A 21212-nucleotide genomic window follows, 5' to 3' on the forward strand; every position below is an offset into this window, starting at 1 on the left:
GGCATTATACATAGGTCGCTATGCTTACGCAGAGGCTTCATACAAAAGGTGTGTCGTCCATTGGTCTAAAGGTCGCAGGTGCGCAGTTGCGCCAAAAGGGGAATGATGTGCTCAAGATTGGCACTTTTCCCTTTGCTTTCAGGCTTGTAGGCGACAATTTATGCTGTTTTCGATGCAAATGAGCATGGCGCGAGGTTTCAGTCGCCATTTATCTGGAGTAGGCTCGAACGCAGCCAGATGTTCAATCCATAGATGGAGTTCAGCATGGGATACAAGAAGATTCAGGTTCCGGCAGTCGGCGACAAAATCACCGTCAACGCAGACCATTCTCTCAATGTTCCTGACCAACCGATCATCCCCTATATCGAAGGTGACGGTATCGGCGTCGACATCAGCCCGGTAATGATCAAGGTGGTCGACGCAGCTGTTGAAAAGGCTTATGGCGGCAAGCGTAAAATCTCGTGGATGGAGGTGTATGCCGGCGAAAAGGCCATCCAGGTCTACGATCAGGACACCTGGCTGCCCCAGGAAACCCTGGATGCGGTCAAGGATTACGTGGTGTCCATCAAAGGCCCGCTGACCACGCCGGTCGGTGGTGGTATTCGCTCCCTGAACGTGGCCTTGCGTCAGCAACTCGACCTGTATGTGTGCCTGCGCCCGGTGCGCTGGTTTGAAGGTGTGCCCAGTCCGGTCAAAAAGCCTGGCGATGTGGACATGACCATCTTCCGTGAGAACTCCGAGGACATTTACGCCGGCATTGAGTGGAAGGCCGGTTCGCCTGAAGCGATCAAGGTGATCAAGTTCCTCAAGGAAGAAATGGGCGTTACCAAGATCCGCTTCGATCAGGATTGCGGGATTGGCGTCAAGCCGGTGTCGAAAGAGGGCACCAAGCGTCTGGCACGCAAGGCCCTGCAATATGTGGTGGATAACGACCGCGACTCGCTGACCATCGTGCACAAAGGCAACATCATGAAGTTCACCGAAGGTGCCTTCAAGGAATGGGCCTACGAAGTGGCGGCCGAAGAGTTCGGCGCGACCCTGCTCGATGGCGGCCCGTGGATGCAGTTCAAGAACCCCAAGACCGGCAAGAACGTAGTGGTCAAGGATGCAATTGCCGACGCCATGCTCCAGCAGATCCTGCTGCGTCCGGCTGAATATGACGTGATCGCAACGCTTAACCTCAATGGCGACTACTTGTCCGATGCCCTGGCGGCTGAGGTCGGTGGTATTGGTATCGCGCCGGGGGCCAACCTGTCGGACACCGTGGCGATGTTTGAAGCCACCCACGGCACTGCGCCTAAATATGCAGGCAAGGATCAGGTCAATCCGGGTTCATTGATTCTGTCGGCAGAAATGATGCTGCGTCATATGGGCTGGGTCGAGGCGGCCGACTTGATCATCAAGGGCACCAATGGTGCGATTTCGGCCAAGACCGTGACCTACGACTTCGAGCGCCTGATGGATGGCGCTACGTTGGTGTCGTCGTCGGGCTTCGGTGATGCGCTAATCAAACATATGTAAGCAGGCAGAAAAAACCGGCCGCCCTGATGAATGGGCGGCCGGTTTGTTTTAAGTGTGTTGTTCAGTGGCTGATCAAACCAGTTTCTTTTTTTGACGTTTGACCGGGTGCTGCAGTTTTTCCTGCCGTGGACGTGGCTGTGACTAACTTGATATCCACCGCATGCAGGCCCTTTGGGCCCTGTTTGATATCAAAGGACACCGGTTGACCCGCCTTCAGCGTTTTGTACCCGTCCATATCGATCGCTGAGAAATGCGCAAAAAGGTCTTCACTCTTGCCGTCTTCATTAATGAAGCCGTAGCCCTTGACATTGTTGAACCACTTGACCTTACCGCTTAGCATCGCCATATCCCTCTGCACCAGACTCCATCACTGGAGTATCATCCTGTCTATCCGTCCTAACCCGAATAAATAAGGTTGACTGCGCGGACCTTTTTTACCCACTGTGGGTTCTATTGGTTGTAACACTGATTTGCCGATAGTCAAGGCGACCAATCGGTCAGAGTTGAAATTCTGACAGCTCGCCCCCACCACTGTAATTGAACCACTGACGAACCTTTCTTTCCATGCATGCAAATAGCCAGATTCGACTAACATTCAATCAGGATCGCCCGGATCAGGAACATGACGACGACGGTTCTGCAGGCATTGCTGTTCAGGAGGCCAAGCCTGCTTTACAGGCACCGCCGATGTACAAGGTGGTTTTGTTCAATGATGACTACACACCGATGGATTTCGTCGTCGAAGTGCTCGAGGTGTTTTTTAACCTGAACCGCGAGTTGGCGACCAAGGTAATGCTGGCCGTTCACACAGAAGGACGGGCAGTATGTGGAGTGTTTACCCGCGACATCGCCGAGACAAAGGCCATGCAGGTCAACCAGTACGCCAGGGAAAGCCAGCATCCGCTACTCTGTGAAATCGAGAAGGACGGTTAACGCCGACCACTTGGGTATGAGGTGAAGCTATGTTAAACCGCGAGCTCGAAGTCACCCTCAATCTTGCCTTCAAGGAGGCTCGTTCGAAGCGTCATGAATTCATGACCGTCGAGCACCTTTTGCTGGCACTTTTGGATAATGAAGCTGCCGCCACCGTTCTGCGTGCGTGCGGCGCCAACCTCGACAAACTCAAGCATGACCTGCAGGAGTTTATCGACTCCACCACGCCACTGATCCCCGTGCATGACGAGGACCGCGAGACCCAGCCAACCCTGGGCTTCCAGCGGGTATTGCAGCGTGCTGTCTTCCACGTACAGAGCTCCGGTAAGCGTGAGGTCACAGGCGCGAACGTGCTGGTGGCGATTTTCAGCGAACAGGAAAGCCAGGCCGTGTTTCTGCTCAAGCAGCAGAGCGTTGCCCGTATCGATGTGGTCAATTACATCGCCCACGGTATCTCCAAGGTGCCCGGGCACGGCGATCATTCCGAGGGTGAGCAGGATATGCAGGACGAAGAGGGCGGTGAGTCTTCTTCTTCCAGCAACCCGCTGGATGCCTATGCCAGCAATCTCAATGAGATGGCGCGGCAGGGGCGGATCGATCCACTGGTGGGGCGTGAGCACGAGGTCGAGCGTGTAGCGCAGATTCTCGCGCGGCGCCGCAAGAACAACCCGTTGCTGGTGGGTGAGGCGGGCGTGGGTAAAACCGCGATTGCCGAAGGCCTGGCCAAGCGCATTGTCGACAATCAGGTACCGGACCTGCTGGCCAACAGCGTCGTCTACTCCCTTGATCTGGGCGCATTGCTCGCCGGGACCAAGTACCGTGGCGACTTCGAGAAGCGCTTCAAGGCGCTGCTCGGCGAGCTGAAAAAACGCCCGCAGGCGATCCTGTTCATTGACGAGATTCACACCATCATTGGTGCCGGTGCGGCTTCCGGTGGGGTGATGGACGCCTCCAACCTGCTCAAGCCATTGCTGTCTTCGGGTGATATCCGCTGCATCGGTTCGACCACCTTCCAGGAATTTCGCGGGATCTTCGAAAAAGACCGTGCCCTGGCGCGGCGCTTCCAGAAGGTCGACGTGTCCGAGCCTTCGGTTGAAGACACCATTGGCATTCTTCGCGGCCTCAAGGGGCGCTTTGAAGCGCACCATGGCATCGAGTACACCGATGAGGCTCTGCGTTCGGCGGCTGAGCTGGCCTCGCGCTACATCAATGACCGGCACATGCCGGACAAGGCCATCGACGTCATCGACGAGGCGGGTGCCTATCAGCGCCTGCAGCCGGTCGAGAAGCGTGTGAAGCGTATCGACGTGCCTCAGGTCGAGGACATCGTGGCGAAGATCGCGCGGATTCCGCCAAAACACGTCACCAGTTCCGACAAGGAGCTGCTGCGTAACCTGGAGCGCGACCTCAAGCTCACCGTGTTCGGTCAGGATGCGGCGATCGACTCGCTGTCCACCGCCATCAAGCTGTCCCGTGCGGGGCTCAAGTCGCCGGACAAACCGGTCGGTTCGTTCCTGTTCGCAGGGCCTACCGGCGTCGGCAAGACCGAGGCGGCGCGGCAACTGGCCAAGGCCATGGGGATCGAGCTGGTCCGTTTCGACATGTCCGAGTACATGGAGCGTCACACCGTGTCGCGTCTGATCGGTGCGCCTCCGGGCTATGTCGGTTTCGACCAGGGCGGCTTGTTGACCGAAGCGATCACCAAGCAGCCACATTGCGTATTGCTGCTCGATGAAATCGAAAAGGCTCACCCGGAAGTCTTCAATCTGCTGTTGCAGGTCATGGACCACGGGACGCTGACCGATAACAACGGGCGCAAGGCGGATTTCCGCAATGTGATCGTGATCATGACCACCAACGCCGGTGCCGAAACGGCTGCGCGAGCTTCTATCGGCTTTACGCATCAGGATCACTCTTCCGATGCAATGGAAGTGATCAAGAAGAGCTTCACGCCGGAGTTCCGCAACCGTCTGGACACCATTATCCAGTTTGGTCGCCTCAGCCATGAGGTTATCAAGAGCGTGGTGGACAAGTTCCTCACCGAGCTTCAAGCGCAGTTGGAAGACAAGCGCGTGCAGCTGGATGTGACGGAAGCGGCCCGCAGCTGGATCGCAGAAGGCGGGTACGATGCGGCAATGGGCGCACGCCCAATGGCGCGTCTGATCCAGGACAAGATCAAACGGCCACTGGCCGAAGAGATCCTGTTCGGCGAACTCTCCGATCATGGCGGCGTGGTGCATATCGACCTGAAGGATGGCGAGCTGACCTTCGAGTTCGAGACCACGGCGGAAATGGCCTGATCGTTGTTCAGTAACACCAAAAGGCGCCGAAAGGCGCCTTTTTGCTGCCTGAAATACTATTTACGAAGCAATGACGGTCAACTGTGGGAGTTGGCTTGCCTGCGATGGCGGTCCTTCAATAGCCCATCTATATTCTGACCCGCCGCTATCGCAGGCAAGCCAGCTCCCACAGGGGCAAGTAGTGACTGTTAAATCCTGCGCACACAAAAACGCCCGGCATAACCGGGCGTTTTGTATTGACTTGCTTAGCGAGCGCGGTAAGTGATGCGCCCTTTGCTCAAGTCATAGGGCGTCAGCTCGACGCGCACTTTGTCACCGGTAAGAATACGAATGTAGTTCTTGCGCATCTTGCCGGAGATATGCGCGGTTACGACGTGCCCATTTTCCAACTCCACACGAAACATGGTGTTGGGCAGGGTGTCGACGACAGTGCCTTCCATTTCGAAGCTGTCTTCTTTCGACATGCAGTAAAGCCCTCGGTATCCAGTGAATGGCCCGGTGCAACTGCGCCAGGCAAAAGCGGCGTGCATTGTGCCCGAAAAAGGGGGTTCAAGCCAAGGGGTTCTAGTTAAGTGTGACCCATCTTTGATTAATCAGCAGCTCAATGGGCCGATATTGGGTCTTGTAGTTCATCTTTTTGCAGTTCTTGATCCAGTATCCGAGGTACACCGCTTCCAGTTCCAGGCGCAGTGCTTCCCCTATTTGCCAGAGGATCGCAAAGCGCCCAAGGCTGCGGCGTTCCTCCTCGGGCTCATAGAAGGTGTACACCGCCGACAGGCCGTTGGGCAGCAGATCGGTCACCGCCACCGCCAGCAGCCGTCCGTTGAGGCGGAACTCGTAAAACCGCGAGAACGGCAGATCACGAACCAGGAAGGTGGAAAACTGATCACGGCTGGGCGGGAACATATCGCCATCGGCATGGCGTTGCTCGATGTAGCGCTGATAAAGATCGAAATATTCTTCGCTGTACTGCGGCTTGACCGCATTCACCGTCAGGTCGGCATTGCGTTTGAAGATGCGCTTCTGATTGCGATCGGGCAGAAATTGCGCGGCCGGAATGCGAGCCGGCACACAGGCGTTGCAATTTTGGCAGTGTGGACGGTACAGATGATCGCCGCTGCGCCGAAACCCCATCTCGGACAGGTCGGCGTACACGTGCACGTCCATCGGCTGGCTGGGGTCGAGGAACAGCGTGGTGGCCTGCTCGTCGGGCAGATAGCTGCAAGAGTGGGCTTGAGTGGCATAGAACTTCAAGCGCGCCAGCTCGGTCATGATCAACCCTCGGGATAAGCTTTGGAATAAGTGTAAGCCAGGTAGGCGAAAGTCGCCTATGAAACCCACGGTCCAGAGCTGGGTTGGTCCAAATGTTTGCGCAGGAAATCGGCAAAGTCGCTGCGTGATATGGCGCGGGCACCGAGGCTGTGCAGGTGATCATTGGGCATCTGGCAGTCGATCAGCACAAAGCCCCACGCCTGTAATTGACGGGTCAAGGTGGCGAAACCGAATTTCGAGGCGTTGTCGGCGCGGCTGAACATGGATTCGCCAAAAAACAGCTGGCCCATCGCCAGGCCATACAGGCCGCCTACCAGTTCGCCCTGGTCCCACACTTCCACAGAGTGGGCGTAGCCGCGCTGGTGCAGCGCAAGGTAGGCGTCCTGGATGCCCTCGGTGATCCAGGTGCCATCCGCGTAGGCGCGCGGTGCTGCGCAGGCCTTGATGACGGCGGCGAAATCCTGATCGAAGGTCACGGTATAACGGCGTTGGCGCAATAACTTGCCGAGGCTGCGGGATACGTGCAGTTCGTCGGGGAAGATCACCGTGCGCGGGTCGGGTGACCACCAGAGGATGGGCTGACCTTCGGAGAACCATGGGAAGCAGCCATGGCGATAGGCCTGGATCAGGCGTTCGGCCGACAGGTCGCCACCGGCGGCGAGCAGGCCATTGGGTTCGCGCATGGCCTTGGCCAGGGGCGGGAAAGTCAGGTTGTCGCGTTGTAACCAGGTCAGCATGGCATCCAGGCTTACGGAAGGGGAGGGGAGAGACAGGCAAGGCGTCTGTCACACAAGCGTTGATTATTGTCGACCCGGCGCCAGGGGGCCAGCCCGATTAAGCTGTGATTGCGCATTAGCATGAGCGGGTGTTTCTGCAACTCTGTGCATAAGGCGCGGTCGTAATCGGGTCTGGCACATGCCAGCCATTTGCCAAGTTTGCCTGGATTGCCAGATACAGCTCATAAGCCTTTGTCAGCAAAGGCAATGCATGCTCAAATTGAACAGGCTTTGATACGTCAATTGCCAAGGCTGCCAGGTGAAGGCAAGTGTGTGGCATCGCGCACGCAAACCCGTACAATGCGGCCATTGTGGCGTTATCGCCATTTCACCTATCCAAGACCTGGTGTTAAAAGTAGATTCAGCAACATACGTTCATTTTTCAGCTGCTCGGGATAGAGCAGTCATGTGTCGTCATTCAACAGATGGACGCGCTAAAGGCGCAGGAAAAGACCCGTTTTGAAGAAATCCGCCGCAGCACCCAAAGCAGCAGTCGTACCGGCCTGGCGCCAGCACCTGCATTACCGACTCAAGGAAGGCGCACTGATTGCCATCGGTGCCCTGTGCCTGTTCCTGATGATGGCCTTGCTCACCTATGGCAAGGACGATCCGGGCTGGAGCCATAACAGCAAGATCGACGATGTGCAGAATTTCGGTGGGCCGGTAGGGTCCTACAGTGCCGATATACTGTTCATGATCCTGGGGTATTTCGCGTACATTTTCCCGCTGCTGCTGGCGATCAAAACCTGGCAGATCTTCCGTCAGCGTCACGAGCCATGGCAGTGGAGCGGCTGGCTGTTCTCCTGGCGCCTGATCGGTCTGGTATTCCTGGTGCTGTCCGGCGCGGCGCTGGCGCATATCCACTTCCATGCACCGACCGGCCTGCCGGCGGGTGCGGGCGGGGCCCTGGGCGAAAGCCTCGGTGACCTGGCACGCCGTACACTGAATATCCAGGGCAGCACCCTGATGTTCATCGCGCTGTTCCTGTTCGGCCTCACGGTATTCACCGACCTGTCATGGTTCAAGGTGATGGACGTAACCGGCAAGATCACCCTCGACCTGTTCGAATTGTTCCAGGGCGCGGCCAACCGCTGGTGGGCCGCCCGTGTCGAGCGCAAGCAAATGGTGGCGCAGCTGCGTGAGGTCGACACCCGTGTCAACGAGGTGGTGGCTCCAAGCACGCCGGATCGGCGCGAGCAGGCCAAGGTCAAGGAGCGCTTGATCGAGCGCGAGCAGGCCCTGAGCAAGCACATGTCGGATCGCGAGAAGCAGGTACCGCCAGTGATCGCTCCGGCACCGCCCAAGGCGCCGGAACCCAGCCATCGCGTACAGAAAGAGAAACAGGCCCCGCTGTTTATCGACAGCGCCGTCGAGGGCACCTTGCCGCCGATCTCGATTCTCGACCCGGCAGAAAAGAAACAGCTCAATTATTCCCCCGAATCCCTGGCGGCTGTCGGCCACCTGCTGGAAATCAAGCTCAAGGAGTTCGGCGTCGAAGTGTCGGTGGATTCGATCCATCCGGGCCCTGTGATTACCCGTTACGAAATCCAGCCGGCCGCCGGTGTAAAAGTCAGCCGCATTTCCAACCTGGCCAAAGACCTGGCGCGTTCCCTGGCCGTGACCAGCGTGCGTGTGGTTGAAGTGATCCCCGGCAAAACTACCGTGGGTATCGAAATTCCCAACGAAGACCGCCAGATCGTGCGTTTCTCCGAAGTGCTGTCGACCCCCGAGTACGACAATTTCAAATCGCCGGTCACCCTGGCCCTCGGCCACGACATCGGCGGCAAGCCGGTGATCACCGACCTGGCGAAAATGCCTCACCTGCTGGTAGCCGGTACCACCGGTTCCGGTAAGTCGGTGGGTGTGAACGCCATGATCCTGTCGATCCTGTTCAAGTCCGGGCCGGATGACGCCAAGCTGATCATGATCGACCCGAAAATGTTGGAGCTGTCGATCTACGAAGGCATTCCGCACCTGCTGTGCCCGGTGGTCACCGACATGAAGGACGCTGCCAACGCCCTGCGCTGGAGCGTTGCCGAGATGGAGCGCCGCTATAAGCTGATGGCCAAGATGGGTGTTCGTAACCTGTCGGGCTTCAACGCCAAGGTCAAGGAAGCTCAGGACGCCGGCGAGCCGCTCACCGACCCGCTGTACAAGCGCGAAAGCATTCACGACGAGGCACCGCTGCTGACCAAGCTGCCGACCATCGTGGTGGTGGTCGACGAATTCGCCGACATGATGATGATCGTCGGCAAGAAGGTTGAAGAATTGATCGCCCGTATTGCCCAGAAGGCGCGTGCTGCCGGTATTCACTTGATCCTTGCGACTCAGCGCCCGTCGGTGGATGTGATCACCGGCCTGATCAAGGCCAACATCCCGACGCGTATGGCGTTCCAGGTATCGAGCAAGATCGACTCACGGACCATCATCGATCAGGGTGGCGCCGAGCAACTGCTGGGCCATGGTGACATGCTCTACATGCCGCCGGGCACCAGCCTGCCGATCCGTGTGCACGGTGCCTTTGTGTCCGATGACGAAGTACACCGCGTGGTCGAAGCCTGGAAACTGCGCGGCGCACCTGAATACAACGACGACATCCTCGCGGGCGTCGAAGAGGCCGGCAGCGGCTTTGACGGTGGCAGCGGCGGTGGCGACGACGATGCCGAAACCGACGCGCTGTACGATGAAGCCGTGGCTTTCGTGCTCGAAAGCCGTCGCGCCTCCATCTCTGCGGTGCAGCGCAAGTTGAAAATCGGCTACAACCGCGCTGCCCGCATGATCGAAGCCATGGAACACGCTGGCGTCGTCACCGCAATGAACACCAACGGCTCGCGTGAAATCATCGCCCCCGGGCAGATGCGCGACTGATCCCGTGCCGCGTGGCAACACGCGGCACGCTCTGACTACTCAATGAGGACTCCCATGCGCTTTATCCGCATGCTGTTGTTGCCGGCACTGGCCCTGACTGCTGTTTCGGCTCACGCTGACCCGGCTTCCGTCGCCAGCCTGAAGAACCTGCTGGACAAATCCCAGACCCTGACGGCGCGCTTTTCCCAGCTGACCCTGGATGCCGGCGGCACCCAGTTGCAGGAAACCGCCGGTGAAATGGCCGTGCAGCGCCCGGGGCTGTTCTATTGGCATACCGAAGGCAAGGCTGAGCAGACCATCGTTTCCGATGGCCAGAAAGTCACCCTCTGGGACCCGGACCTGGAGCAGGCGACCATCAAGAAGCTCGATCCACGCCTGAACCAGACCCCGGCACTGCTGCTGTCGGGTGACGTGTCGAAAATCAACGACAGCTTCGACGTCACTTCCAAGCAGACCAGCAACGTCATTGAGTTCACCCTCAAGCCAAAATCCAGGGACACGTTGTTTGACTCGCTGTCCCTGTCCTTCGGCAACGGTGTGATCAATAACATGCGCCTGATTGACAGCGTTGGCCAGCGCACCGATATCCTGTTCTCCGGGGTCAAGGCCAACCAGCCGGTGCCCGCTTCCAAGTTCAAGTTCGACATCCCCAAGGGTGCCGACGTGATCCAGGAATAACCTGCCCAGAGGTTTCAAGCGCTGCCCATGGATCTGTTTCGAAGTGACCCGATTGCCCAGCCCCTGGCCGCACGCTTGCGTTCGACCAACCTGGATGAGTACGTCGGTCAGGAGCACCTGCTCGCTCGCGGCAAGCCTTTGCGCGAAGCCCTGGAGCAGGGTGCGTTGCATTCGATGATTTTCTGGGGGCCGCCGGGTGTGGGCAAAACCACCCTGGCGCGGCTGCTGGCGAAAGTCTCGGATGCCCACTTTGAAACGGTCTCGGCGGTACTCGCCGGGGTCAAGGAAATCCGCCAGGCGGTGGAAGTCGCCAAACAGCAGGCCGGCCAGTACGGCAAGCGCACCATCCTGTTTGTCGACGAAGTGCATCGCTTCAACAAGTCGCAGCAGGATGCGTTCCTGCCGTATGTTGAAGACGGCACCTTGATCTTTATCGGTGCCACCACTGAAAACCCTTCGTTTGAGCTCAACAACGCCTTGCTGTCGCGAGCGCGCGTCTACGTGCTCAAAAGCCTGGACGAAGCGGCGATGCAAAAGCTGCTGCAGCGGGCCTTGAATGAAGACAAAGGCCTGGGCAAGCGCCATCTGAGTGTCAGTGAAGAGGGCTTCAAGATCCTGCTGACCGCCGCCGATGGCGATGGCAGGCGTTTTCTCAACCTGCTGGAGAACGCCTCGGACCTGGCCGAAGACGGCGGCGAAATTGGCGTCGACCTGTTGCAAAGCCTGTTGGGTGATACGCGTCGGCGCTTCGACAAGGGCGGTGAAGCGTTCTACGACCAGATTTCCGCGCTGCACAAGTCTGTGCGCGGCTCCAACCCGGACGGTGCGCTGTACTGGTTTGCGCGCATGATCGACGGCGGTTGCGATCCGCTGTACCTGGCCCGTCGCGTGGTGCGCATGGCCAGCGAAGACATCGGCAATGCCGACCCGCGTGCCCTGAGCCTGTGCCTCGCCGCCTGGGACGTGCAGGAGCGCCTCGGCAGCCCCGAAGGCGAGCTGGCCGTGGCTCAGGCCATCACTTACCTGGCCTGCGCACCCAAAAGCAATGCGGTGTACATGGGCTTCAAGTCGGCGCTGCGGGCGGCGGCCGAACATGGCTCGCTGGAAGTGCCGATGCACTTGCGCAACGCGCCGACCAAACTGATGAAGCAGTTGGGTTACGGTGACGAATATCGCTACGCCCATGACGAACCGGATGCCTATGCGGCCGGCGAAGACTACTTCCCCGACGCGCTGGAACCGTTGCCGCTCTACCAGCCGGTGCCCCGTGGCCTGGAGCTGAAGATCGGTGAAAAGCTCAATCACCTGGCCCAACTCGACCGTCTGAGCCCTAGAAAGCGGAGAAAATCATGATTCCTTTGGTGGTTGCCGTCTCGGCTGGAGGTATCGCCGGTACACTGCTGCGCTTCGCCACCGGTAATTGGATCAATGCCAATTGGCCGAAACACTTCTATACGGCGACGCTCGCCGTTAATATCGTGGGCTGCCTGTTGATCGGCGTGTTATACGGCCTGTTTTTGTTACGCCCGGAAGTGCCTGTCGAGGTACGTGCCGGCCTGATGGTTGGCTTTCTTGGCGGCCTGACGACTTTTTCATCCTTTTCACTGGATACCGTGCGCCTGCTGGAAAGCGGGCAAGTGCCGCTGGCGATTGGCTATGCGGCCATCAGCGTATTCGGCGGGCTGCTCGCCACCTGGGCTGGCCTGTCCTTGACCAAACTTTGATAACGAGAGACCGACATGCTCGATTCCAAACTGTTACGTAGCAACCTTCAGGACGTAGCGGACCGCCTGGCATCCCGTGGCTTTGCCTTGGATGTTGCGCGCATCGAAGCGCTGGAAGAACAGCGCAAGACCGTCCAGACCCGCACCGAAGCACTGCAGGCTGAGCGTAATGCGCGTTCCAAATCCATTGGCCAGGCCAAACAGCGCGGTGAAGACATCGCGCCGCTGATGGCGGATGTCGAGCGTATGGGCACTGAGCTGTCCGACGGCAAAATCGAGCTGGAAGGCATCCAGACCGAGCTGGATTCGATCCTGCTGGGCATTCCGAACCTGCCCCACGAATCCGTACCGGTCGGCGAAGACGAAGACGGCAACGTTGAAGTTCGCCGTTGGGGCACGCCCAAAGCCTTCGATTTCGAGATCAAGGATCATGTGGCCCTGGGTGAATTGACCGGTGGCCTGGATTTCGAGACCGCGGCAAAAATGTCCGGTGCCCGTTTCGCCTTGCTGCGTGGCCCGATCGCGCGTATGCACCGTGCGCTGGCCCAGTTCATGATCAACCTGCACACCGGCGAGCACGGCTACGAAGAAGCCTACACCCCGTACCTGGTCCAGGCGCCGGCGTTGATGGGCACCAGCCAGCTGCCGAAATTCGAGGAAGACCTGTTCAAGATCACTCGTGACGGCGAAGCCGACCTGTACCTGATCCCGACGGCCGAAGTGTCGCTGACCAATATCGTCGCCGGCGAAATCCTCGACGCCAAGCAACTGCCGTTGAAACTGGTTGCCCACAGCCCGTGCTTCCGTAGCGAAGCCGGCGCGTCGGGCCGCGACACCCGCGGCATGATCCGCCAACACCAGTTCGACAAGGTCGAGATGGTTCAGGTAGTAGAACCGTCGACCTCCATGGAAGCTCTGGAAGGCCTGACCGCCAATGCCGAACGCGTGCTGCAACTGCTGGAGCTGCCTTACCGCGTACTGGCGTTGTGCACCGGCGACATGGGCTTCAGCGCCGTGAAGACCTACGATTTGGAAGTGTGGGTGCCGAGCCAGGACAAGTACCGCGAAATTTCGTCGTGCTCCAACTGCGGTGATTTCCAGGCCCGTCGTATGCAAGCGCGTTTCCGTAACCCGGAAACCGGCAAACCGGAGTTGGTGCACACCCTTAACGGTTCGGGCCTGGCCGTAGGCCGTACCCTGGTGGCCGTGCTGGAAAACTACCAGCAGGCCGACGGTTCGATCCGTGTGCCTGAGGTGCTCAAGCCGTACATGGGCGGCGTTGAGGTCATCGCCTAAATGGAATTTCTGCCGCTGTTTCATAACCTGCGCGGCAGTCGAGTGTTGGTCGTCGGTGGCGGGGAGATTGCCTTGCGCAAATCCCGGCTGCTGGCCGACGCCGGTGCGTTGCTGCGGGTGGTTGCTCCCCAGATCGAAGACCAGTTGCGTGAACTGGTACTGGGCAGTGGCGGAGAACTGATTTTGCGCGGTTACCAGGAGGCCGACCTTGAGGGTTGCACCCTGATCATCGCGGCAACGGACGATGAGCCGCTGAACGCGCAAGTGTCCAGTGAGGCCAAGCGCCGTTGCGTGCCGGTCAACGTCGTGGACGCGCCGGCCTTGTGCAGCGTGATCTTCCCGGCGATTGTCGACCGTTCACCCTTGGTGATTGCGGTGTCCAGCGGCGGCGACGCGCCGGTATTGGCGCGTTTGATCCGTGCCAAGCTGGAAACCTGGATACCTTCCACCTACGGCCAACTGGCCGGTTTGGCGGCGCGTTTTCGCGCCCAGGTCAAAGGTTTGTACCCGGATGTGCAGCAGCGCCGGGCGTTCTGGGAAGAAGTATTTCAGGGGCCGATTGCCGACCGTCAACTGGCTGGGCAGGGCGCTGAAGCTGAGCGCCTGTTGATCGAAAAGGTCAATGGCGCGCCACCTTATGCCCCCGGTGAGGTGTACCTGGTGGGGGCGGGCCCGGGCGACCCGGATTTGCTCACCTTTCGTGCGTTGCGCCTGATGCAGCAGGCCGATGTGGTGCTGTATGACCGCCTTGTGGCGCCAGCAATCCTGGAACTATGCCGTCGTGATGCCGAGCGCGTGTATGTCGGCAAACGGCGTGCCGATCACGCCGTGCCCCAGGACCAGATCAACCAGCAATTGGTGGACCTGGCCAAGCAAGGCAAGCGTGTGCTGCGCCTCAAGGGCGGCGATCCGTTCATTTTTGGGCGTGGTGGCGAAGAGATCGAGGAATTGGCGGCCCATGGCATCCCGTTCCAGGTGGTGCCGGGGATTACGGCGGCCAGTGGTTGCGCGGCGTATGCGGGCATTCCGCTGACGCATCGTGACTATGCGCAATCGGTGCGCTTTATCACCGGGCACCTGAAGAACAACACCTCGGATCTGCCCTGGCAGGACCTGGTCGGGCCGTCGCAGACTCTGGTGTTCTACATGGGCTTGATTGGCTTGCCGATCATTTGCGAGCAGTTGATCAAGCACGGGCGCTCGGCGGACACACCGGCTGCCTTGATCCAGCAGGGCACCACGTCCAACCAGCGCGTGTTTACCGGCACCCTGGCGGACTTGCCGCGCATGGTGGCGGAGCATGAAGTACATGCGCCGACACTGGTGATCGTGGGTGAGGTAGTGGTGCTGCGCGAGAAGCTCAAGTGGTTCGAGGGCGCTCAGTCCCAAGTCTGACCTCAAAAGCATCGGGGGCTTGCCCCCTCCCACATTGGAATGCATTCCAAGTGTGGGAGGGGGCTTGCCCCTGATGAGGCCATCTAATTACAACCGATGATCCGGATTAGCCAAAGACACCTTTACCTGGCAGCCGCGCTCTATCATGGCTGTTATCAAACCCCTGCAACGGCCCCTTCGGCACAATCCCCGTCGGGTTGATCGTGCGATGGCTGGCATAGTAATGCCCCTTGATATGCTCGAAATTCACCGTCTCGGCCACACCCGGCCACTGGTACATCTCCCTTAGCCAATTCGACAAATTCGAGTAATCGGCGATCCGCCGCAGGTTGCATTTGAAGTGGCTGTAGTACACCGCATCAAAACGAATCAGCGTGGTGAACAGCCGCACATCGGCTTCGGTCAGGTACTCGCCGGCCAGATAACGATGGCTGCCCAGGTGCTGTTCCAAATGATCCAGCTCGGCAAACACATCATCAAACGCACTTTCATACGCCTGTTGTGAGGTGGCGAAGCCTGCGCGGTACACGCCGTTGTTCACAGCGGGGTAGATGCGTTCGTTGAGGCTGTTGATCGTCGAATGCAGGGCTTGGGGATAGAAATCCAGGGTATTGCCGGTCAGCTCATTGAACGCGCTGTTGAACATGCGGATGATCTCCGCCGATTCGTTGCTGACGATGCGCTTGAGCTTTTTATCCCACAGCACCGGCACGGTGACGCGGCCGGTGTAGTCGGCAGTATCGGCGGTGTAGCGCTGGTGCATGAAGTCCAAACCGTCGAGCGTGTCACCGCTGGAGCCGTGAGCCTTGTCGAAGGTCCAGCCGTTCTCCAGCATCAACCAGCTGACCACTGAGACATCGATCAGGCTTTCCAGACCTTTGAGCTTGCGCAGGATCAGGGTGCGGTGCGCCCAGGGGCAGGCCAGGGACACGTAGAGGTGGTAGCGACCGGCCTCAGCCTTGAAGCCGCCTTCGCCACTCGGGCCGGGCGCGCCATCGGCGGTCACCCAGTGGCGGCGTTGTGCCTGTTCCCGTTGAAAAGCGCCATCGGCGCTACTTTCGTACCACTGGTCTTTCCACTGTCCTTCGATCAGCAAACCCATGACTGGCTCCTTGGCTGTTAAACGTTGGAGCCCAGTCTAAAGGGATGAGTTCGAACTAAAAGCGCAAAGACCGGGGGTGAATGATCGATTAAATCGATTTATTCCGCGCATCCCAGTATTGCTGGGCCAATTCAAACGCCTGTTGCCGCGGGTGACCAAGACCGCGCAGCGCCAGGGCCATGGTGGCGATCAGCGCCAGTTGCGGGTAGCTGTCCTCGATCTCGCCGCGCCACAACGCTTTCAACTGTTCAGGCTCAAGCGTCGCCGGTTTGACGTGACGCTGAGCGGAAAGGGCGGGCCACTCTTCGTCCCAGCTCTGGCCGCCGCTGGTGCCATACAGGTGGCTGACGGTGTCGGGGTTGATCTCGATCTCGCCGCCGTCACCCTTGACCACAATCACATTGTCCCCGAGCAGGCCGCTGGCATCACGATGTACGCCCTGATAGCCCGGATGGAAAATACTCTGCAGGCCGCAACGTGCATTCAGCGGGTTAAGCAGCCGCGCCAGGGAATGGATGGGCGAGCGCAGGCCCAAGGTGTTGCGCAGGTCGATCATGCGTTGCAACTGCGGTGCCCAGTCGCCCAGCGGGATAAAGGCCAGGTTGCCGTGCTCGAAGGCACTTCCCACCTGCTGCCAATTGCGGCACAGCGGGATCTGTAATGTCTCCAGCAGTTGCTCGGTGTACAACCGGCCCGCCGTGTGGGCGCCGCCGCCGTGCATCAGGATGCGCACACCGTTTTGCGCCAGGCACTTGGCTGCGAGCAGAAACCACGGCAGATGACGCTTTTTGCCGGCGTAGGTGGGCCAGTCGATGTCCACGTTCAACGCTGGTGCGTGCAGGCGTTCGCGTACCGCTTCGGTGAAGCCGGCCAGTTCTTCCGGGCTTTCTTCCTTATGGCGCAGTAGCATCAGGAAGGCGCCGAGCTGAGTGTCCTCGACCTTTTCGTCAAGCAACATGCCCATGGCTTGCCGCGCTTCTTCGCGGGTGAGGTTGCGCGCGCCGCGCTTGCCTTTGCCAAGGATGCGCACGAACTGTGCAAAGGGGTGCTCTTCGGGCGTTGTGAGGGTCAGTGGGGCGAAGTCGGTCATAAGCAATTCGTCGGCCTGGGCAGGCCCGCCAGCTTGGCGGCGAGTTTGGCGGGAGTGCCGTTAAATAGTTTGTTGAGGTGCAGGCTGTTGCCCTTTTCCGGGCCCAGTTTCAAGGCGGTGTACTTGATCAGCGGGCGTGTGGCGGGGGACAGCTGGAATTCGCTATAGAACTGGCGCAGCAGCATGAGGATTTCCCAGTGATCCGCGCTCAGCTCCAGGGCTTCAGCCGCGGCCAGGGCGTGCGCCACTTCATCGGACCAGTCATTGAGGTCGACAAGATAACCGTCCTTGTCCAGCTCCAGGCTGCGCGTACCTACGGTCAGGGTGTTCATAGCCAGGTGTTGACCTTGTCGTAGTCGATCGACAGTTGCACGAAGTCTGGATAATCCACGCTGTCCGCCCAGTCGGGAAGCGGCAGGTTGCGCGCCAGCATGTCTTCGGCCAGTACAAACACCTTTACGCCTTTGCTTGGCAGGGCGGGTGTGTGCAGCGCGTAGGCACCGTCGCCACACAGCAGGATAGCGTCCTGAGCGCCGCAGATGCGCAGGCAGCTGTCGAGGCGGCTGTCGGTAAAGGGGGAGTGAGATACCACATGTAAAGTCGACATCAGAGGGTAATCACCTCGTCGTAACGATCAATCAGCTCGCCAATGGTTTGGCTGTCCAGCGTCTGCGCGTTGGCGGGCGGCAGCAACCCGCGTGCGGACAGGCTGTGGCCGCAGGCGAATACATCATCAACGCCGAACAGGCCCAATGCCTGCAGGTTGGCACTCAGGTCTTTTTGTTGCACGGCGTTGGCAGCCTGATGCGGCGCCAGTTGGAACACACCGTCATCCAGAAACAGCAGACCGATGGGCAGGTCAAACGCACCACCGGCCAGCACGATATCCAGCGCTTCCCGCGCACTCGGCCCGGACCACGGGGACTGGCGGCTGATCACCAATAGGGATTTGGACATGTCACGGCCCTCCAAAACAGATCAGGCGGTCGGCATCCTGGATCGCGTCATGCAACTGCCCAAGGCCTGATAACGCCCAGGGTGCCTCCAGATTCACGGCGCTGCGTTGATAGCGCGTAGCCTCTTCGGCATTCAGCACACCACGGCGCAAGGCGGCGGCGATGCACACCACACCGTCGAGCTGGTGCTGGCTGACGAACTCGCGCCATTGGCGCGCAATGTCTGGCTCGTCCTGGGGCGCAACGACGTTACTGGACGCGCTGTACACGCCATCCTGATAAAAAAACAGCCGCACAATCTCATGCCCGCCGGCCAACGCTGCCTGCGCGAACAACAGGGCGCGGCGCGAGGAGGGCGCGTGGGCGGCGCTATACAGTGCAATCGCGAACTTCATGGAAGACTCTGCCAACAAACGTCGGCCAATGATAAAGCCGCCGCCGCGAAAAAGCCCGCCGTGATCAAAACGGTCACTGTGGTTGATCGTTCTGACGATTGCCGGTAGGCGCCCGGCTGCCTAGTCTGTGGTGATCGCAACCCGAATGGAGTCTTTATGTCTGGTCCCTTGGCGTCCCTTAAAGTGCTGGATTTTTCCACCTTGCTGCCCGGCCCGTTTGCCTCCCTGATGCTGGCAGACATGGGCGCCGAGGTGCTGCGTATCGAATCGCCCACGCGTATGGACCTGTTGCGGGTATTGCCGCCCCATGACCGGGGTACTTCGGCCAGCCATGCGTATCTGAACCGCAACAAGCGCAGCCTGGCCCTGGACCTCAAGCAGGCCGAGGCGGTGGAGATCGTGCGTGAGCTGATCAAGGGCCATGACATCCTGCTCGAACAGTTTCGCCCTGGGGTCATGGAGCGCCTGGGGCTGGGTTATGAGGCCTTGAAGGCGATCAATCCCCGGTTGATTTATGTGTCGATTACCGGCTACGGCCAGACCGGCCCTTATAAGGATCGCGCCGGGCACGATATCAACTACCTGGCGTTGGCCGGCGTTGCCAGCCATACGGGGCGCCAGGACACCGGCCCGTTGCCTCTGGGCGTACAGCTGGCGGATTTGGCTGGCGGTTCGCTGCACGCCGTGGTGGGCTTGCTGGCGGCGGTGATTGCCCGGCAGCAGAGTGGGGTGGGCCAATACCTGGATGTGAGCATGACCGACTGCTCGTTCAGCCTGAACGCCATGGCCGGTGCCGGCTATCTGGCCTGCGGGGTAGAGCCCGGATGGGAAAACCATGTGCTCAATGGCGGGAGTTTCTATGACTACTACCGCACACGCGATGGGCGCTGGATGTCGGTGGGCAGTTTGGAACCGGGTTTCATGCAGCAGCTGTGCGCGGCCTTGGGGCGGCCGGAACTGGCGGCACACAGCGTGACGCCCGAACGCCAGGCCGTGCTCAAACAGGCGTTGCAGGTGGAGTTCGAGAAGCGCAGTTTTGACCAGTTATGTGAGTTGTTTGCCGGGGTGGATGCCTGTGTTGAGCCGGTGTTGAGTTTGAGCGAAGCGGTGGAGCATCCACAGTTGAAGGCGCGGGAGCTGGTCAGCCAGGTGCCCCGGGGTGATGGCTCGACACAAGCGCAATTGGCCTGCCCGCTGAAGTTCTCAGAGGGGTTGCCGGCGCCCAGGCATATTGGAGTGGCGGTGGGGGCGCACAGTGATGAGGTGCTGGCGGAGTTGGGGTTCGGTATTGAGCGGATAGAGCAATTGCGGCAGGCCAAGGTTGTAGGTTGACTGAGCCGACGCTTTCGCAGGCAAGCCACATTTTGATTGTGTTCACAGATCCAAATGTGGGAGCTGGCTTGCCTGCGATGAGGCCCTTATTCCACCCGCGTTTCTCCAGTGAACACCAAGGTCTGCCGACACCGCCGACACAAATACCGCCGCCCCTGGTTCACCAGGCCATGGCGTTGCGCCGAAAACGGAAAATCGCTGTCCGCACAGGGGCACCGATAGATATAGCGGGTCACCTGGCGGCGCTTGACTTCATAGGTATGGCAACGATCCGGCGGCAGTTCATAAACCCCGCGCATGATCAGCTGCCATTCCTCGCCATGGGGCTGGATACGCTCGCCAAACAGTTGGTGGGCAATCAGGTGCGCCACTTCGTGGGCCACGGTTTGCTTGAGAAAGTGTTGGCTGTTTTCACGGTACAACTGAGGGTTGAAGCGCAGCAGGTTCTCGTGCAAATGCGCGACACCGGCTTTCTGGCCCCGCAGCTTGAGGCTGACCTGGGGGCGTTTGAAGCTTCGTTTGAAAAAGGATTCGGCTTGCAGGAAACAATCTTCGACGCGGGTATTGAGTTGCTCGGGCATGCTGTACAAATCTCCAGAGGCGCCCAGTATGCCGCAAAGCAGGGTGTTTCCGAATCTGTCAGGCGCCGAATGGTCATGCATAACGCACAAAGCCACCTTGCGGTGGCTTTGCCTACGGTTTTTTTCGGTCAACTGGTGTAGATCGGCCCGACGCCCAGGCCCCAGACGATTACGGTAAACGCCATGATCGCCACCAGTACCACCAGGCCCACGGCCAATACCGAGCTGGAAAACAGGAAGCCTTCGTCCGGGTCGATACTCATGAAGGTCGGCAGCCCCACATACAGCAGATACACCGTGTAGCAAATCGCCGCCGTGCCCACGACCATGCCCAGCCACATATGCGGGTAGAGCGCCGCCAGCCCGCCGATAAACAAGGGTGTGGCGGTATAAGTGGCAAACGCCACACAGCGTGCCATGCTGGGGCTGGCGTCGTAGGTGCGCGCCATCCAGTGAATGAACGCGCCCATCACTGCCACGCCGCCAAGCATGGCCGCGTAGGACATGAGTGTCATCCACAATGCGCTTTCCTGAGTCAGCATCACCGGTGCGCGGTTGCCGATGACCCAGCCAACCTGAGTGGTGCCAATAAAGGCGGAAATGGCGGGGATCGCCGCGAGAATCAGGGTATGAGTGAGGTACATGTGGCCGATGCTTTCTTCTTTATCGCCACGGATTTCCCGCCATTCCTGGTCGGGATGGGTAAACAGCCCCACGACGTGATGGATCATGCCAGTCACTCCTGTCGTTATTACCATCGCCCCCCATCGGAGCGCCCACGGGCCAAATGGCCTGAAAGGTCTGGATAGATGTGCGACCTCAAGTCGCAGTATAGGAAGGGATGACCGGAATAACCGTAGGGCCTTTAGAGCAAATTGCGCTGTAAACAGGCGGGCTAATCGCGGAGGGGTCTGTAAGGATTCATGCGATCCAGTGGGGGAGCTGGCTTGCCTGCGATGGCGGCCTGTCAGGACCGCAGGTGTGGACTGGCAC

22 protein-coding genes are annotated in these 21212 nt (G+C 59.4%); 10 read left to right on the plus strand and 12 right to left on the minus strand.

Annotated elements, in window-relative coordinates; genetic code table 11:
* Window positions 1–264: 264 nt before the first annotated feature.
* Window positions 265–1521, plus strand: coding sequence for an NADP-dependent isocitrate dehydrogenase (icd, locus tag JFT63_RS03200; protein WP_198843438.1), 1257 nt, complete (start codon window positions 265–267; stop codon window positions 1519–1521).
* 61 nt (window positions 1522–1582) lie between these two features.
* Here icd and cspD read toward each other — a convergent pair whose 3' ends face one another.
* Window positions 1583–1867, minus strand: a complete 285-nt coding sequence (gene cspD / locus JFT63_RS03205) for a cold shock domain-containing protein CspD (RefSeq protein ID WP_269835559.1) — start codon at window positions 1865–1867, stop codon at window positions 1583–1585.
* A 218-nt stretch (window positions 1868–2085) separates the two neighbouring features.
* Here cspD and clpS point away from each other — a divergent pair, with 218 nt between their 5' ends.
* Window positions 2086–2454, plus strand: a complete 369-nt coding sequence (gene clpS / locus JFT63_RS03210; protein ID WP_005789091.1) for an ATP-dependent Clp protease adapter ClpS — start codon at window positions 2086–2088, stop codon at window positions 2452–2454.
* 29 nt (window positions 2455–2483) lie between these two features.
* Window positions 2484–4754 (plus strand): ATP-dependent Clp protease ATP-binding subunit ClpA, encoded by a 2271-nt coding sequence (gene clpA / locus JFT63_RS03215; protein WP_198708652.1) that lies wholly within the window; start codon window positions 2484–2486, stop codon window positions 4752–4754.
* A gap of 245 nt (window positions 4755–4999) precedes the next feature.
* Here the strand turns inward: clpA and infA are convergent, their stop codons facing one another.
* From infA to aat, 3 genes are all read right to left on the minus strand, one after another.
* Window positions 5000–5218, minus strand: coding sequence for a translation initiation factor IF-1 (gene infA / locus JFT63_RS03220; RefSeq protein ID WP_002553999.1), 219 nt, complete (start codon window positions 5216–5218; stop codon window positions 5000–5002).
* A 100-nt stretch (window positions 5219–5318) separates the two neighbouring features.
* A complete protein-coding gene (locus JFT63_RS03225; RefSeq protein ID WP_186558589.1) occupies window positions 5319–6026 on the minus strand; it encodes an arginyltransferase in 708 nt (235 codons plus the stop codon).
* A 56-nt stretch (window positions 6027–6082) separates the two neighbouring features.
* Window positions 6083–6763, minus strand: coding sequence for a leucyl/phenylalanyl-tRNA--protein transferase (aat, locus tag JFT63_RS03230; RefSeq protein ID WP_198708650.1), 681 nt, complete (start codon window positions 6761–6763; stop codon window positions 6083–6085).
* 498 nt (window positions 6764–7261) lie between these two features.
* Here aat and ftsK point away from each other — a divergent pair, with 498 nt between their 5' ends.
* From ftsK to cysG, 6 genes are read left to right on the plus strand one after another with little or no spacing between them, the layout of a single operon-like run.
* A complete protein-coding gene (gene ftsK / locus JFT63_RS03235; RefSeq protein ID WP_057703114.1) occupies window positions 7262–9670 on the plus strand; it encodes a DNA translocase FtsK in 2409 nt (802 codons plus the stop codon).
* Between the two features lie 54 nt (window positions 9671–9724).
* Window positions 9725–10348, plus strand: coding sequence for an outer membrane lipoprotein chaperone LolA (gene lolA, locus JFT63_RS03240; protein WP_057703115.1), 624 nt, complete (start codon window positions 9725–9727; stop codon window positions 10346–10348).
* Window positions 10349–10375: 27 nt separating this feature from the next.
* Window positions 10376–11701 (plus strand): replication-associated recombination protein A, encoded by a 1326-nt coding sequence (locus tag JFT63_RS03245; protein WP_057703116.1) that lies wholly within the window; start codon window positions 10376–10378, stop codon window positions 11699–11701.
* Entirely contained in the window at window positions 11698–12072 is a 375-nt protein-coding gene (gene crcB / locus JFT63_RS03250; protein WP_003192080.1) for a fluoride efflux transporter CrcB, read from the plus strand. The genes JFT63_RS03245 and crcB overlap by 4 nt, the downstream gene beginning before the upstream one ends.
* Before the next feature lie 15 nt (window positions 12073–12087).
* A complete protein-coding gene (serS, locus tag JFT63_RS03255) occupies window positions 12088–13368 on the plus strand; it encodes a serine--tRNA ligase (protein WP_198843439.1) in 1281 nt (426 codons plus the stop codon).
* Window positions 13369–14763 (plus strand): siroheme synthase CysG, encoded by a 1395-nt coding sequence (gene cysG / locus JFT63_RS03260; protein ID WP_186558590.1) that lies wholly within the window; start codon window positions 13369–13371, stop codon window positions 14761–14763.
* 106 nt (window positions 14764–14869) lie between these two features.
* On the opposite strand, the gene JFT63_RS03265 is transcribed toward cysG, so the two are convergent.
* The 6 genes from JFT63_RS03265 to tusD form a co-directional block, all read right to left on the minus strand.
* On the minus strand, window positions 14870–15865 hold the full coding sequence (locus JFT63_RS03265; RefSeq protein WP_198843440.1) for a glutathione S-transferase family protein: 996 nt from the start codon (window positions 15863–15865) through the stop codon (window positions 14870–14872).
* Between the two features lie 88 nt (window positions 15866–15953).
* Window positions 15954–16955 carry a glycosyl transferase family protein gene (locus JFT63_RS03270; protein WP_198843441.1) on the minus strand — a complete coding sequence of 334 codons (1002 nt, stop codon included), beginning with the start codon at window positions 16953–16955 and terminating at the stop codon, window positions 15954–15956.
* Window positions 16952–17287: a TusE/DsrC/DsvC family sulfur relay protein gene (locus tag JFT63_RS03275; protein WP_198708646.1), complete on the minus strand. Its 336-nt coding sequence runs from the start codon at window positions 17285–17287 to the stop codon at window positions 16952–16954. Before JFT63_RS03275 ends, JFT63_RS03270 begins: the two co-directional genes overlap by 4 nt.
* Entirely contained in the window at window positions 17284–17562 is a 279-nt protein-coding gene (tusB, locus tag JFT63_RS03280; RefSeq protein ID WP_198843442.1) for a sulfurtransferase complex subunit TusB, read from the minus strand. The genes JFT63_RS03275 and tusB overlap by 4 nt, the downstream gene beginning before the upstream one ends.
* On the minus strand, window positions 17562–17912 hold the full coding sequence (tusC, locus tag JFT63_RS03285; RefSeq protein ID WP_198843443.1) for a sulfurtransferase complex subunit TusC: 351 nt from the start codon (window positions 17910–17912) through the stop codon (window positions 17562–17564). Before tusC ends, tusB begins: the two co-directional genes overlap by 1 nt.
* A gap of 1 nt (window position 17913) precedes the next feature.
* Window positions 17914–18306 (minus strand): sulfurtransferase complex subunit TusD, encoded by a 393-nt coding sequence (tusD, locus tag JFT63_RS03290; RefSeq protein ID WP_057703124.1) that lies wholly within the window; start codon window positions 18304–18306, stop codon window positions 17914–17916.
* Between the two features lie 156 nt (window positions 18307–18462).
* On the opposite strand from tusD, the gene JFT63_RS03295 reads away from it, so the two are divergent.
* Window positions 18463–19638: a CaiB/BaiF CoA transferase family protein gene (locus JFT63_RS03295; RefSeq protein WP_198843444.1), complete on the plus strand. Its 1176-nt coding sequence runs from the start codon at window positions 18463–18465 to the stop codon at window positions 19636–19638.
* Window positions 19639–19724: 86 nt separating this feature from the next.
* Here the strand turns inward: JFT63_RS03295 and JFT63_RS03300 are convergent, their stop codons facing one another.
* Complete coding sequence (locus JFT63_RS03300) at window positions 19725–20219, minus strand: SprT family zinc-dependent metalloprotease (RefSeq protein WP_057703126.1); 495 nt, start codon at window positions 20217–20219, stop codon at window positions 19725–19727.
* 128 nt (window positions 20220–20347) lie between these two features.
* A complete protein-coding gene (locus JFT63_RS03305; RefSeq protein ID WP_057703127.1) occupies window positions 20348–20950 on the minus strand; it encodes a Yip1 family protein in 603 nt (200 codons plus the stop codon).
* Between the last annotated feature and the right edge of the window lie 262 nt (window positions 20951–21212).

This window comes from Pseudomonas sp. MF7453, from assembly GCF_016405455.1.
In the GTDB taxonomy this organism is placed as follows: domain Bacteria; phylum Pseudomonadota; class Gammaproteobacteria; order Pseudomonadales; family Pseudomonadaceae; genus Aquipseudomonas; species Aquipseudomonas paralactis.